The following is a 15241-nucleotide window of genomic DNA, read 5'->3' on the forward strand; positions in this document are numbered from 1 at the left end:
ACCAATCTGTTTCATGAATAAAATGTGGAAGTACCAATGCTCCTTCTGTCCATAGGAAGAAACAGAGCGCGGTGCCTGGCTGATTGGATTTAGAATCAATTGCCATGGACTAACATTGTATCATATGACTTTTTACCAATCAAAACGAAGGTTAATTGGCACTACCCCTATAGTCGTCTCTCGAATGAGTTGCTATTAAAGCATTTTCAATGTCAAAATATCGCGTGTTGATATGGGTGTGCAAATGAAGCTCCCATCACATCCATTTATTGAAATAATAGGAATATCAATGTTTAGTAAAAAGTCAAAAAGAACTGAGGCTCACTCAATTATTCAATATACAAATCATCAGTACTCTTGGGGTTCTAACATACTGAATCGATCTTGGAACTAGGCGATTTACCTCTTACAGAATATTTAAAAACTTATGGAAAAGAACATTAAAAATGTTAAGGAATTTTTAGCTCTCTATGAGCCTGCAGAGAAAAAATTCCAACAAGATCTACCTTTAAAGCACGAATCAGATAAAAATGCGACAATAGGCTTATAAGCACCAAAACGTAGGCATCAATTTAAAGATATAGAGTGACCTTAAGGGTTTTGGCCGTCCCCCCAGAGACGCTAGCGACGAAGAAACTCCCTGAATTCAAGAGATCCTTCGCTACGCTCTGGATGACGCTACAAACAGTTCAAACCCAACAGCCCATAATAACTATTGGTTCTTTTTGAACCTCAAAGTCAAAGGACAGGGCTCGTAAAACTCATCCGCTGTTAAAACATGCTGGAGTTGCATTTCTTCTGCCTTAATACGATCTAAGAGATATTGGCTCACAAGGCTCGTAGGCCCGCAACTTTTACTAACAACATACTCAATTAAACCAGGTGTTGTATTTGTTTTCTCTTTAAAAGCGTGCAATTGATAAGAAAAACAGACAAAAACATTAGGCAACAGTTCAATTGGCTCTTCAAAGTGCGGCACACTTAAATCTGCAAACTTTAAATAAGGATGGGATTTTTTAAATAAATTCAAAATTTCTCTTATATTTAATTCATTAGTATTGGAAATGAGATAAACAGGCTCTTGCTCCGCTTTTTCTAAAATGAATGCAAACCTGTTCTCAGTTTTCGCGGTCAGTCGAATGCTGGCATTCCAAGCTTCAATCAATAAGGCATTTCTCTGCTCCTTGTCCATATCATCCATAAAATAGAAGATCTGTGACAAACTATCCAAAAATTGTTCTGTACTGATATTGCCCATCTTATAAGGTTCAATTAAACTTTTATAATGGTTCTGAAGCATTAACTCAACCCATTTATAATTAGTCCAGTTTTGAAAAAAGCCAGGAAAACATTGTAAACAACCATTGCTGTACTTTTGGCAGAGTTGAGCAAATGCAGCGATTGTTTCATCTATAGAATAGTCATGTGTCGTCGACAAATTAATGACAAGTGTCATGGTGGCCTAGTTTAAAAAAGAAGCATTATCATGGCAGGAAAAAGCAGAGTCAACTTAAATGTATTCTCTGCACGCGAATTTGCCACAACTCTCTGCAATCAGGCAAGATGGCTTTGTGCAATCCGTTGAGTATCAGGCTCAGAATTCAAATCAGGATTTACAACAGATTGGACGCCAAGTCGTTCTACACTCTTGAAAAATTGATGTCTCGATAATTCTAAATTGTGTTCTTTACATAAGGCTTTGCTTATAACCGATGTTTGACAACGCAATGCACCGTTCATAAACGCCGAAACCTGAGTAACGTTCTCTGCCCCCCAGACACCTAAAGTCATACCTTCGAAACCCGAATAATCATAGGCTCCCAGCATATCAACAGCATGTAATGTAATATTAAGTTTTGCTAGCGACTCTTCATATTGTTTTCTAAACGGCACCAAATCACAAAGAGCGGTTAGGAAGTGTCTGCCCTTATCTTCCAAATCAACAGCAATTCCATTCATCATAAGAGCCAAAGCACCGTCAAAATCTTCCGAACTTTTGCAATATGGTATGTATTTTTGCTGCTCCATTTCAGTGACATCATTCAAAAAGAATAAACAACCGAATACTTTGTGCGCTTCAAATCCATTTTCGGTCAATATATTGATGGTTTCATCAATAATATTCGCCTCAAATTGCTGTTCCAGAAAATTAAAAGTCTTCGTGCATTGAGCAATTTCATAAGGTGACAAACCAAAATCTATATCTTGCTGTTTAAATGAATGAATGACGAACTGTCCTCTACCCAGATAGGCCATTTGCAAATCAAGATGATAAGTCCATTGCGGTATAATTAATAAATTCGTTTTAGTACATCCCAACTCTTCCCTAATCAGCTCAAGGGTCTCTGTACGTGATAAATGATTATAAGCCATGGTATCTGAAACAACATTTTCACCCAGCAAATAAAACCTATTACCCAATTTATTGACCGCACAAAAAAAGTTCCCTCCTTCAATAAGGGTTTTATGTGCAAAGTTGGATTGAATGAGCATTGGCTGCGCTGGTGTAGTCCATTTGTCTTCAGTTCTTATATTGGCCTTCGCCTGATGATGCTCCTTCATATTTAAAGGACCATAATAAAGGCGCATGTTAGCCCTCGCTTCAATCTGGTGTTCTTCTGTAAAATAACCATCAGGCTGGTCTTTTACTGGAACCACCAATTGATCACCAAGAGAAATCATATAATCCTTTGTCCAGTAACTTTTAAGAATCTGATGTTGCTGAACGGCAAAACCTAAATCACGTGACAAACCCATTAATGACTCCCTAAATGGTGAATCTTTATGGATGAAAACGACAGAATCAGAAGCTACAACATCTTCTGCAAATACCAAGTGATGAAATAAAGATCGTGCCTCTTCTACAGGGGTGTTGCTCATGCGATAAAGTTTAAGTGCTACAGAATAAGCCGCCTTATAATTGCCCTGATGCATTAACCCAACAAAGTCAACAAAAACGTCTGTAGCTATGTCTTTATAAGCTGATTCTACTTTAGTCAGGGTTGGTCGAATTTTCTTAACGATGTAATCAATGGGTAAGGGCATATTAATTCATTCAAATGTGTTCAGAAGAATATGATATGACATCACCCTTAACACAATATTAAATAAATGCGACTAATGAGCAAACAAGAACAATCAATAATTTTTTTAAGCATCCAAGATACCTTAATCTCTTTTTCTTTTTTTCGATATGTGTATTACTTTATGTACCACTGAAACTACCGCCCCATCACTATTTTTAATTTCAATAGCAAAATCAGGCTCACATTTGTGAGTTTCATCCACTTCACGCCTTATCTGTTCTATGTACTCCTCACTTAATTCAAATCGGGCATACACAGTTCCTTTTGCTGGAATTTTATAGCGTATAGAAGCGGATTTATCCCAGACAATATAATCCTTACCCAACAAATTCATCAGCATAAGCATATAAAAGGGATCAGTCATAGAATATAAAGAGCCACCAAAATGAGTACCGACATAATTTTTATTCCAGAATCTCATTTTCATCTGTACATCAATAACTCGCAGATCAGAACTGAAACTTTTAACACTAATTCCAGCTCCCCAAAAAGGAGGCCAAAAACGCATTAGTTTCAATAAAGTTGAAAATTTCATAAGTGAATCCCTTTAAAGCTTATGCTTAATTTTAGACGGTATTCAAACAAAAGATTAGAAATTCCTGTGCTGGCTAATTAAATAGTCAACAAAAAGCCCCAAATACCCATGAGTATTTAGCTTAAATAAAATGAGACGTACTGACTGGCTCTCCCATCACAGAGATCATATCGTTCAAAGACTCAGCTAATTTACTCGATTTAGTTTGTGAAAATAGCCCCACTCGACCTGAGTAACAATAATTAATACCCAGAGCGACTAGATAGCCAGCCCCCAACAAAGCTATAGCTGTGGCAATTTCAGCTACTATCCAATAAGAGTCTCGATGATTTTTTAATATCTTTTGTGACGTATTAATTGCGTCAAGGCAGCTTTTTCTGTGCCTTAGCATATAATCCGGATTGAGGTTTTCCTGTAAGAAACAAGTATTCCTTTCAATCGTTATGATCAATTTACTCATTGCATTAGCAGCATCAATATGGTCTCTGTCGATTAACTCATGTTGTTTCTTTTTCATTAATTTCAAATGTTGATTGATTAATAAAAGATCGGGCTTCAATTTCTGGGCAAATTGTTGAAGATGCTCGTTAGAATACTTGGGAATATCCAAAGCACTATACTGTTTCGCATTGATACTGGAAAACTGTTCTATTAATAGGTCTATGTTTGGGCGCAATCCTGGATTTACATTTATCATGCTGTCCAGATATCCCCTGATTCGATTTTTGTCCACCTCATCAAGGAATAAATCAATTTCAGGTAAAGAGAACAAATCCACATTAGTCGATTTGCTTCTTATGTAATCAAAATCCTTTGTTCTATCAATATAATAGTTATTATAATCATCACCCCATAAATAACTTAATAATCGTCCTGTCGAATAAATATCAGACTTAGTAGAATATTTTGCATGCAGATCAAAAGACTCAGGTGGCCTATAAGCTCTAGTCCCTAACCGACGATAATCTTGATTGTGTAATGTTATTGCAAAACCAAAATCAATCAGTTTTACTCTTGGTGGATTTTGATTTAAATCAACGATTATATTTCCAGGTTTAATATCCCTGTGTAATAAATTTTTACCAACCGTTTGTTCTTGTATTGCGCGTAATATTTCCAAGGTTAATTGCAAACGCTTATACACGGTCAACCGCGGTATTTCATTAATAATATGCACACGTTTATCCGGATTTACAATTTGCTCTAAAGTAAAACCTTCGACATCCTCCATAATCAGATAACTTTTATTTATCCGTTCACTTTTAGAAAAGACAGGTTCTTTTACACGCAAATGCCCTGCTTGTTGCAGATTTTTATATTCCTGTATCACAGTTCCAGTGCGGTCACTAGCGGTATGGTCCTGTATTTTTACTAATTTTTTCTTACTTGATTTAAACTCGATTAGCCCTTCTTCGTTATGAATAAAAGTAGCTACTATGGGATAAACAACTGCATACCCCCCCCTTCCTTTTGGAGTTTGGTCAGGATCAAAAAGATCGAATCTAAAACCGGATTTTCCTTCCTTGCGAGGGCGTTTAATAATGGATTGTGAAAAATTAAACTGATAATTTATATGATTATAGGTGTACTCATAGTCTTCTTTACTGTGCCAAACAGTACTTATTTTTTTTGCATCAAAAAAACTTAATAAAGCAGCATGACTTTCAGATATACCGAAATTTGATTGATGTAGTGTTCTTGGATCAATATATATTTTTCGTTTATGAATCATAAATCCAAAAATCAATCTGATTGATTTGAATCATTATACATCACCCAGCTCGATTTGTTAAAGCATTAGGAACTGATCTATTGAGTCAAACAGCACAAATTAAGACCACATAGATGATAAAAGTCCATCCACATTGATCAAAATAACAAGTAGATAAACAACTGATGGAACTCTTCGTTAAATTATCATTCATTAATTTCGAAATTTATAGTATAAAATAATTTTTTATGTCAAGGAGACAGATGTGAGTAATTTGAATGTGGCAGGAATGGCTGCGATAGAAACGGAGAAAGCAAAAAGAGCTGAAAAAATAAGATCACTGACCTCAGCCCCCTTCAATTGCAGTAATGAACAACAAATAAATGTTCTTAAACAATTCATCGATAATTTTGAATACAAAACCAATCAAATGCGTATTCTTCAGGCAGCAAGCAATGGACTTACAGCATGGGGAGCTTCGTTCCTGATTGCCCGGATACTGCCCATTCCTGAGTTTGTAAATTCATTATTAAATGCTTGCCTTTTTCTAGGACTATCGAGCCACTACCTAAAAGAATACAGTATTGATAATTTCCACGCCCAACTATTAGAAATGAAACATCTGTATAATTGGTGTTTAAAAGGTAGCAACATGAATTATGATGAACAAATTGACAATACAAACAACCTTTTGAATCCACAAATTCAACGTATGATCAAATTAATGGCCCCCTTATGTACCACAGAATTTATGGTCGCCTGGCCAAAAGAAGTAGAGAATCCTGAACAGAATAATGGGTTCATATCAAACGCCTTTTCCATAGGATACTCTATTGTATCTACACCATTTACTCTATTTTCCAAAGCACAACAACCAAGTGGAGATCAACAACAGCAATTGCGTGAATTAAAAGCAAATATTGAAACAAGAAAGTTAGACTTGAATGATTATACAGGATTCAAGCAAGCCATTGATTATTTTATGACCCAAGCAAGCCATACAGATTATAAACAATTATTATGGACTAAATGGGACGATGTAAGGAAAATGGCTCCGACTCCAATAGCAGCAATGCTATCCTCCCCTAAGATGGATTGAGATATCGGCCAACCATGAAATCATAGTTCAGGGTTGGCCTCACTGCTATTAAGTTTAGAAAAGTACGTCATCCTGAGCATGGCGAAGGATCTCCTGAAACCTGGGCGCTCCTTCATCACCAGCACATTACAAATCCTTAACTTAATGGCAGTGAGGGTTGGCCTGATGCTGTTTACATTGTAATGATGGAGTATTTTTTTGTACGCCCTCTAAATCATTTATTACAGATTAAATACAGTGTATACTGCACAAAATATATCAATATGAAGTTTGTTATATGACATGTATTTTTACCAGTAAGTCGCTTCTTGATAAAGAATACAAACAACGCATTCTGCAGCGCTTATCAAGTATCTCCCAACTTAAACAATGCGTCTCTGCACGTTACGATAAAAAAACAATTGCTGATACAGAACTTATTGAATTATTTTCTAATAACCATGAGAAAATATGTAAATTTGTTGGCAGATCGAATGAAAACCGCATCGTTCATTTTTTTTCGCAACCCAATAAATCCGATCCACGTGACAAACAAATCAGCCTGTTAGATCGCTTTATTCTTGATAGTGTTCATTTTGAAGTAGTAGCCTCTCTGATGACTCAGTTTTCTAATGAATATGCTGCAAATAAAAAAGATATAGATAAAGAATGGGAATCAGAAATACAAAACCATCCTGATGTAGGACTTATATCAACTGATTTAATTATTCAGAATGAAATAAAAAATATTAAAGAACGAGCATTCGCAGATATTACCTTTCCTGATCAGAAACATATCAATCTATTTCAATTATCGGGAAAAACAATAATACCTAACGAACGAGTGTTCAGTAAGTGGTACTCTGAATTAAACAATCAATCTAAAAATAATTACACCCACTATATTTTATGGGCAGCTTTAGCTATTACACTCGCTGTTTTTATTCCTTTTATTTATTTTGGTATAGCAGCAGGTAATGCAGCAGCATTCGGACCTGCAATGGCAACAACGTCGTTTAGCGGGCTCGGAGTCTTAGCAGGTGTATTCGTTGCATTAATGTTTAATTATTTTATCGAAAACCAGGGAACATCCAGCCAAACTCCTGAAGACAAAGATAATAATGAGGGACTATTGCATAAGAGCCCTGAGCCCGAACCTATGTCGACGGTATTGATGATGACGAAATTGCCCAGCGCCCCGGATAATTTATCTGACCGATCTCCAACACACTCAGAGATTCACTCTAGCGATCTATTTAAAGCTAAAAAAACAGGGATAGAAGATGAGTCTTTAAAAAGGGATACCGAAACTATTCCATTAAAAATGTAACGTCTTTCCGAGTACAGCGAGGAATCTCCTGCAAAGTAGCACGGCATCATTAGCTCAGAACGAGACTCATTGATGCCGGGCACTATTTTCCTCAAATCCAACTCAAGAACTGGCATTTAATAATATTTGTGAAGTAAACTTGCTCCGTAGATAAAAACCTCTTGGCAAAGTTTGGACTTTGCTACCCTCTGTATCATATCCGTAACACAGTGACTTTCCATTGGCTGCCTTGGGTCTGACTTGCAGATAAACGCCAACAGTAGCATCAACGCATTCAAGATTTCCAGAACTGATTTGATGTGTTAAATAATCCCAATCACTACAAAGAATCTGCTCTTCGTGTTCATTTGGAGACCATAAAAAACCCATGCCAATTCGTCTTTGTTCAAAAGGAATTTCCCTGTCTCCCTCAATAGGAATCCATAAAACGCGCTGCAATTTGCTATAACATTGAGATGTTTTCCAGCTTTGCTGATGAATTGTAAGTAAAGGTATGGAGGTTACAAAAGTAGATTCAGCGGGTTTTCCTGATTTGGCAAGAGGCAGCGTTTTAAGTTCAACAGCTAGAGATTGAAAATCAGGTGCAGCCTTATTATTTGCATCGGCTCCCAATGCTAGTTCAAGCGCCATTCCAACCCAACCTTTTCTTTGGACTGGATTTAAAGGAATTGGCAGGTCAAGCGAAATACTTAATTGTGTAAAACTAAGTCCTTGAATGTTCATGCAGCGATTAATGAGCTCTTCTTCAGTCTTCGGAGGGCTGATTTTTCGCATAAAATTCACCGTGTCCTTCTTTAAATTCTACAGTTATTGGTTCTATTGGTGGTTTAATCCCAGCAGCTTTAAACTGAGCGGTAATCGCAAACAAAACTTTCGAGCGTATTTCAACACGATTATGCGACTGAACATTTATAAAATATCGTGCTTCAAATTCAATTAATGCCGTATCAATTTTCTTTAAAAAGACTTGTGCCGGAGGATCTCCTGCAATCTCAGGGATGATGGCCAACACATCCAATATGAGCTGTTGAATCATAACCGGATCATCTGCTCTGCTTACTTTGATGGGAATAACCGTTCTGACAATACCATCCTGGTGGGTCCAGTTGGTAAACGGTTTGTTAAACGTTTCTGCATTAGGTATCAACACTTGAGTATTATCCCATGAAGATACTCGCATAGAACGAATTCCAATGTGCGCAACCTGACCTTCATATTCACCAATGGTAATCAGATCTCCTTCTCTTACCGGACGTTCAATGAGTAACATGATGCCTCCAACAATGTTGGAAGCAAAATCTCTTAAACCAAATCCCATCCCAACTGCAAGCCCTCCAAGGATCATCGACATACCACTAAAATCCAATCCAAGAACGTGCAAGGTAATAAAACTTCCCAGTAAGATAACTGCGTATTGAGTAAACACCGAGAGACTGTTACGAATACCGACATCTTTGGCATTTTTAAACAACCATCGATAACAAAACTCCCGTGTCCACTTTGCAGCCCATACAAAAATGGCAAGCAGAATGAAGAATTCAATGACGCTAAACACGGTAATATGTATGCCCGTTAAATTAACAATGCTGTATTGCGCCATTTTTTCAATGCTGATGATGACTAATGAGTCTGAATTCCAACCAAAGAGTTGAAACAAAATAAAAGTGCTTAATAAAAATAATACTATTCGTAAAATTCCATCCAATGGTTTAAGAAAAACCTCAATCCATAACCATCCATTTTTAAGGGATGAAATCATCCATTCAGAAAACAATTCCAAGGCATCAAAGACCAAACCTCTCGAAAGAATATAGGCAACCAGTACCGTGAGTATATAAGCCTGATAACGACTCATGGTCCAGGCTAAATTCACAAAACCCAACAAACCAATAACAGCAGTTGTAAATAAAGTGATAGGAACCAACACTACAAGCAAGGATATTACATTTTTAACATATCTTTTTTTGCCCTTTAGTAATGGCCTTAATAAATAAGGAATCACATCCTTACTTTTCCAGGCAACTAAAGAAACTGCCAGAATAAACAGCATGAACAGCCTATTAAATATATCCTGCAGCAACAACGTTAATGGAAGAATATGACTAAACACCATTAAAGCAGTAGTCCATCCTCCAAACAACAATAGCCATTTTAAGCGATAATATAATTTTACGTCCTTTCCTGAAGAGTCAGAAATTCGTTCCAGCAAGACTAACCTGGCAATCAATATTAAAATTCGGAATGTAAACCACACGGCAATCAGATTGAACAATAATTGATAATTTGAAAATGAAATATTAGTAATATAAAGAATGAGCCATAACACAGTAAACAGACAGAGATAAGGAATATTTCTACTGACCAAAGCCAATGCGCCATCGTATAAATATCCTGTTAATCTGGAACGTTCTTTATCACTGCTCAATGTTTTTAAAAAGCGATTTAAAATATAAAACAGCCCCACTGTCAACGCTAAAAGGGTCCATAAAATAGCAACAGGCCAAGTATCAAGCCAGGTATAACTATCATAAACCTTTAAGGTTAATGTTTTGACGTAGTTGTAAAACAAATTGGGAATATTAATCAGCTTGTGCATAATAATAGGCCAGCTGTTAATATTGTATTCAGCAAGAGTCTGGCGAGAAGAAATCAATTTTTTAAGCTGATTTTGATATTCTTCCAGTTTCTTTGCCAACAGTATTTTTTGCTCCTTGACATCCTTTAACTGGTTATCAATATTGAGCTGCAAAGCATTAATCGAATTACTTAATTCAGGTATGGCTGCAAGACTTGCCTCATTTGTAACTGTTGCCAGAATTTTCTTTAATGATTTTTCTATAGCAGCATATTGAACTATAGAGTCCTTATAGGTATCCGTCACAATCTGCAATATTTTAGTATCAGAACTATTGTTCAATAATAAAATTTGCGATTTTATCGCTTTCTTTTGTAAGGCTAAGGCATCCAAATATTGATGGATAATGGCTATATGCTGATTATTAAGGAACAGTTTTGCTTCGTGTTCTATTTGACTCTCAGCACGATCCTCTGGATGATTAGTGAGCTGATTATTAGCATTGTTCTGATAGAGCTGTCCGAGCTCCTCATTGAGCTTTACTTTCAATGATTTAATCTGAATTAATTTTTGCTGGAGCTCATAATTAGACTTCCATAGTTTTAACTCTTTCATTGAGTCATTTAATAAACCTTGATACTGCTTTGCCAATTCGAGGTTCTCATTAATCAGCTCCAAGGTCTTTTTATTTACCGTTAATAAGGTTTCAACTTTACCAACACGTTCTTGAACAGTGATATCACCACTGGCCAAAGGCAATTGCTGTAAATTTTTTAATCGTACGTTAAGATAAATATCTTGCTTGTTTTGGTTCTCAAGAAATCCTTCAAGACTTTGAATTTTAGCGGCATTCATTGTCAGCATTGTAGATAACTGCTGCATCAAAATATTATATTGTTCTTCGTCTTTAGGCTGAGTTCGTTGTTTTGCATCATTAATGGAAATAATTAAGTGTGTTTTTTCTTCAGCTAAATACTCAACAAGAGTAGCACTTGATTGCTTTACAGGTGGGGGAACATTTTTTTTGTCAGACGCAGCATTTAGTTGTCCATTAAAAACAAGGAACAACATCAGTACAAATAACGACAAACACCACCAGCTTTTTAGGCTGATGGTGTTTGCTAATAAATTATTTTGTCGGAGTATTTGGTGCAAGTCTTATTCCCAATTCAGTAAGTTGTGCGGTACCTGTTGGTGATGGTGCACTGGTTAAGAGGCAGGATGCCGTTTGCGTTTTAGGAAAAGCAATAACGTCTCTGATTGACGTAGAATCAGTTAACAACATTGCCAGTCGATCGATACCCAAAGCAATACCACCATGAGGAGGTGCTCCATACTGTAATGCGTCTAAAAGAAATCCAAATTTTTCCTGAGCTTCTTGTTCATTAATCCCAAGCATATCAAATACCGTTTGCTGAAGCGCTGGTTGATGAATTCGGATAGAACCACCACCAATTTCATAGCCATTAATTACAATATCATATGCCTTCGCTAAAGACTGAGTCGGATTGGCACGCAATTCTTCCGGTGACAAATCCTGAGGCGAGGTAAATGGATGATGCATGGATTGCAATCTGTTATTTTGATGATCCATCTCAAACATGGGCCAATCAACAACCCATAACAGCTGCCAGTCATTGCTCAATAATTTTCTATCCTGACCTAGCTTAATCCGCAGAGCTCCCATTGATTCGTTTACCACATGAGTTTTATCTGCACCAAAGAAAATAACATCGCCGGATTGAGCATCAACACGTTTTAGAATGGATAGCACAGACTCTTCTGGAAGAAACTTTAAAATAGGTGACTGTAATCCTGCAATTCCTTCAGATAAATTGTTTACTTTAATATAGGCAAGCCCTTTCGCACCGTAAATACCTACAAATTGGCCATACCCATCCAGATCCTTTCGACTCAGATCGCATCCACCAGGTAATTTTAAAGCAACAACCCGACCAGCAGAGTCATTAGCCGCAGAAGAAAAGACATTAAAATCACAATCTTTGACTAAATCAGCAACATCAATCAACTCCAGCGGGTTACGCAAGTCAGGTTTGTCGCTACCAAAACGTTGCATTGCTTCCGCGTAAGTCATTCGCGGTAATTTTTCGGGCAAGTCAACATTTAAAAGTTGTTTGAATACAACATTGAGCAAGCCTTCTATCAATTTTAAAATATCTTCTTCATCGATAAATGCCATTTCAATATCAAGCTGTGTAAATTCAGGCTGCCTGTCTGCTCGTAAGTCCTCATCTCTGAAGCAGCGTACTATTTGATAGTATTTATCAAAGCCAGACATCATAAGTAATTGCTTGAATAATTGGGGTGACTGAGGCAAAGCATAAAACTCACCAGGATGCACTCGTGATGGAACCAGATAATCGCGCGCACCTTCCGGGGTTGCTTTAGTAAGCATCGGTGTTTCTATATCAAAAAAATCTTGTTGATTTAGATAGTTACGAATGCAGCTTGTCAGGTTATGTCTTAATTTCATTTTGTTTTGCATTGCCGTACGACGCAAATCAATATAACGATATTTATATCGTAAATCTTCATTTACAATTTGATGATCATCTGGCAAAAAAGGTGGTGTCGGTGACTGATTAAGAATCTCAAGCTTGGTTCCGATGACTTCAACTTTACCTGTAGCCATTTTTTCATTAATCATGCCATCAGGTCTATTACGTACCAATCCAGTAACACGTACCACAAACTCGGAGCGTAATTTCTCAGCAATAGAGAACGTGTTTTGGTTCTCTGGCTCATAAACGACCTGAAGCAAGCCAGAGCTATCACGGATATCTAAAAAAACAACACCACCATGATCGCGTCTATGATGTACCCACCCGCATACAGTGACCTCTTGATTTAAACTTGATTCATTCACGGTGGAACAGTAGTGTGTACGCATAAAACCGCCTTTATATTTTTATTGTGTTGTTGCCAATGCTGCCAGGAGTGGGCTGCATTACGCCTAAAGAGATGATACATTTTAAAGCTTCATCAATACTCATATCTAACTCTATTGTATCTTTTTTCGGATACATCAAAAGAAAACCGGATGTTGGATTAGGCGTTGTAGGAATAAATAAAGAAAGCATTTCATCTTTTACTTTATCATTAATTTCCGTATTAACAGATCCGGTTTGAAACCCTATACTCCAAACCCCTTGCCGTGGATACTCTATCAATAATACTTTACGAAATGCCTCACTATTAGTAGATAGTACGGTATTCATAACTTGCTTAACTGCATTATATATGGAACGCACCAGGGGGATTCTCGAGAGAATGGATTCGCCCCAAGCCACCAGTCTTTGTCCAAAAAAATTGGTCGCAAAAACACCTGTTGATACCAACAATATCAGTGAAAGAATAACACCCAAACCCGGAATGTGCAGGCCTAGCAGGTGTTCAGGCTGATATGCTTTAGGAATTAAGGCCATAGTATTGTCAAGTAAATCAACAATGAAACGAAGAACACCTATGGTTATCAAAAGAGGCAACCAGACAACTAATCCTGCAAGCAAGTATTTTTTTAAAGACCCCGCATTCACTAGGAATCACCCTTGGTAGTAGTTGTCGTTGATGATGAGTCTGCTGCTTTAGAGGAAGTACTGTCTTTGGTTGGTGTATCCGCAGTTTTTGCTGGTGCTGTATTTTTTGTTACTGTAGAGTCACTAGCGGTAGCCCCCTTATTTTTAAAATCAGTAGCATACCAACCAGTACCTTTAAGTTGAAATCCCGCAGCAGATACTAATTTAATCACCTTATTTTCAAAACACTTTGGACATTGCTTTACAGGTTCGTCGTTGTATTTTTGCATCAAATCAAAATGATGATGACAACTTGTGCATTGATATTCATAAATTGGCATCGAAAAACTCCGTTAACGTCAAATAGCCCAGATTTAACATTGTATTATAACGAACAACTAAGGCTTGGACAACAGCTAATATGCGATAAAGGGCTGGTAAATAGCTACTCTATATTAGAGCCTGACTATATCGTTATATTTGACTATGAGATTTACAAGCCAACATCATCAAGAAATATGCTATGCGGAAGACAATCCCCTATCATTCATTTATGATGATAGAAAAGATATTGTGGAAGGACTTCATAATTTTTTTCAGGAAAATCCGGAATTGATACCTAAAAATGTAGTTTTGATTTTACGCGGATACTCTGGCCCGCAGCCAGAAAAGACAGAAAGAGCTCAAAGAAGACCTGACGTTTATCTTTACGGGGAAGCACAAGAAATTGCAAAAATTCGTGGCAAAGGCAGTATTCCTCAAATAACCTCAGACTGGTCGAGTTTTTACAAGCAAATACGCTCTCTCATTATAGCCGAGGCTCAAGATGAAACTACCTCACATATTAATGTCGCTAAAGAATTTAACTCTGTGTCATTACTAAAACACTATAAAGATACTAAAACTTCTGTAAATGAGAACCCCAAAGTAGCTCAGGAACATCTCGTTGTTCATTTAAGAAAAATGGATTTAGCTGATAGACAACAGCATACGGAAGGAGCATTGGAACAACAGATTTTGGCAAAAAGTGTTGGGCACGCAAAAGCGATTGGGCGTGACCACGGTTTTATGGTCAGCGCGGCGTCAACGACAAATATTAGAAAGGAGCTGCAGCAATTAAAAGACGACCATTTGAAACGAGATCTCTTGCTCGATTTTAAAAGTCAGATTGAAAATATATCCTCTTTAGACGATTTAAAGAAATTCGAAGATGAGACTATAAAAAATAAATCAGGAAGTTATATAATTCTTGCAACAGGCCAAGGTCTGACTACCCGGTTATTTAATTTGGAAACCGATTCAGTTAAAGCGTTAAAAGAGATGATAGTAGAAAAAAGCGGTAATTTTCAGGATAGTTGTCGCTTGAAGCAGAGCAGATTTGCTCTACTTT

11 protein-coding genes and 1 pseudogene are annotated in these 15241 nt (G+C 37.0%); 3 read left to right on the forward strand and 9 right to left on the reverse strand.

What is annotated here, in order from left to right; all coding sequences use genetic code 11:
- Positions 1-712: 712 nt before the first annotated feature.
- The 4 genes from Q0495_RS06390 to legK1 form a co-directional block, all read right to left on the reverse strand.
- Positions 713-1201, reverse strand: coding sequence for a hypothetical protein (locus tag Q0495_RS06390; RefSeq protein WP_298624213.1), 489 nt, complete (start codon positions 1199-1201; stop codon positions 713-715).
- Between the two features lie 353 nt (positions 1202-1554).
- The gene (locus Q0495_RS06395) at positions 1555-3045 is read right to left on the reverse strand and encodes a hypothetical protein (RefSeq protein ID WP_298624215.1); all 1491 of its coding nucleotides are present in this window, start codon (positions 3043-3045) and stop codon (positions 1555-1557) included.
- A 123-nt stretch (positions 3046-3168) separates the two neighbouring features.
- Positions 3169-3621 carry a DUF4442 domain-containing protein gene (locus Q0495_RS06400; protein ID WP_298624217.1) on the reverse strand — a complete coding sequence of 151 codons (453 nt, stop codon included), beginning with the start codon at positions 3619-3621 and terminating at the stop codon, positions 3169-3171.
- 121 nt (positions 3622-3742) lie between these two features.
- Positions 3743-5353 (reverse strand): Dot/Icm T4SS effector kinase LegK1, encoded by a 1611-nt coding sequence (gene legK1 / locus Q0495_RS06405; RefSeq protein WP_298624219.1) that lies wholly within the window; start codon positions 5351-5353, stop codon positions 3743-3745.
- Positions 5354-5597: 244 nt separating this feature from the next.
- Here legK1 and Q0495_RS06410 point away from each other — a divergent pair, with 244 nt between their 5' ends.
- Together Q0495_RS06410 and Q0495_RS06415 are read left to right on the forward strand one after the other, a co-directional pair.
- Complete coding sequence (locus Q0495_RS06410; protein WP_298624221.1) at positions 5598-6431, forward strand: hypothetical protein; 834 nt, start codon at positions 5598-5600, stop codon at positions 6429-6431.
- A 277-nt stretch (positions 6432-6708) separates the two neighbouring features.
- Positions 6709-7740, forward strand: a complete 1032-nt coding sequence (locus Q0495_RS06415; RefSeq protein ID WP_298624223.1) for a hypothetical protein — start codon at positions 6709-6711, stop codon at positions 7738-7740.
- Positions 7741-7842: 102 nt separating this feature from the next.
- On the opposite strand, the gene mutH is transcribed toward Q0495_RS06415, so the two are convergent.
- From mutH to Q0495_RS06440, 5 genes are read right to left on the reverse strand one after another with little or no spacing between them, the layout of a single operon-like run.
- Positions 7843-8514: a DNA mismatch repair endonuclease MutH gene (mutH, locus tag Q0495_RS06420; protein ID WP_298624225.1), complete on the reverse strand. Its 672-nt coding sequence runs from the start codon at positions 8512-8514 to the stop codon at positions 7843-7845.
- Complete coding sequence (locus Q0495_RS06425) at positions 8486-11470, reverse strand: mechanosensitive ion channel domain-containing protein (RefSeq protein WP_298624227.1); 2985 nt, start codon at positions 11468-11470, stop codon at positions 8486-8488. Before Q0495_RS06425 ends, mutH begins: the two co-directional genes overlap by 29 nt.
- Entirely contained in the window at positions 11445-13226 is a 1782-nt protein-coding gene (aspS, locus tag Q0495_RS06430; protein ID WP_298624229.1) for an aspartate--tRNA ligase, read from the reverse strand. Before aspS ends, Q0495_RS06425 begins: the two co-directional genes overlap by 26 nt.
- Positions 13227-13236: 10 nt before the next feature.
- Positions 13237-13872 (reverse strand): DUF502 domain-containing protein, encoded by a 636-nt coding sequence (locus Q0495_RS06435; protein WP_298624231.1) that lies wholly within the window; start codon positions 13870-13872, stop codon positions 13237-13239.
- Complete coding sequence (locus Q0495_RS06440) at positions 13872-14192, reverse strand: zinc ribbon domain-containing protein (RefSeq protein ID WP_298624233.1); 321 nt, start codon at positions 14190-14192, stop codon at positions 13872-13874. The genes Q0495_RS06435 and Q0495_RS06440 overlap by 1 nt, the downstream gene beginning before the upstream one ends.
- Before the next feature lie 145 nt (positions 14193-14337).
- Here Q0495_RS06440 and Q0495_RS06445 point away from each other — a divergent pair.
- Positions 14338-15241: pseudogene (locus tag Q0495_RS06445) on the forward strand (hypothetical protein); the annotation flags it as partial.

The sequence above is a fragment of the uncultured Legionella sp. genome (assembly GCF_937871865.1).
Taxonomy (GTDB): Bacteria; Pseudomonadota; Gammaproteobacteria; order Legionellales; family Legionellaceae; genus Legionella.

What these genes read in the sequence shown, in the direction of transcription:
- aspS (WP_298624229.1), bottom strand. Translation starts at nt 13,226, where the DNA reads ATGCGTACACACTACTGTTCCACCGTGAATGAATCAAGTTTAAATCAA.
- Q0495_RS06415 (WP_298624223.1), top strand. Translation starts at nt 6,709, where the DNA reads ATGACATGTATTTTTACCAGTAAGTCGCTTCTTGATAAAGAATACAAA.
- Q0495_RS06395 (WP_298624215.1), bottom strand. Translation starts at nt 3,045, where the DNA reads ATGCCCTTACCCATTGATTACATCGTTAAGAAAATTCGACCAACCCTG.
- Q0495_RS06390 (WP_298624213.1), bottom strand. Translation starts at nt 1,201, where the DNA reads ATGGATGATATGGACAAGGAGCAGAGAAATGCCTTATTGATTGAAGCT.
- Q0495_RS06440 (WP_298624233.1), bottom strand. Translation starts at nt 14,192, where the DNA reads ATGCCAATTTATGAATATCAATGCACAAGTTGTCATCATCATTTTGAT.
- legK1 (WP_298624219.1), bottom strand. Translation starts at nt 5,353, where the DNA reads ATGATTCATAAACGAAAAATATATATTGATCCAAGAACACTACATCAA.
- Q0495_RS06400 (WP_298624217.1), bottom strand. Translation starts at nt 3,621, where the DNA reads ATGAAATTTTCAACTTTATTGAAACTAATGCGTTTTTGGCCTCCTTTT.
- mutH (WP_298624225.1), bottom strand. Translation starts at nt 8,514, where the DNA reads ATGCGAAAAATCAGCCCTCCGAAGACTGAAGAAGAGCTCATTAATCGC.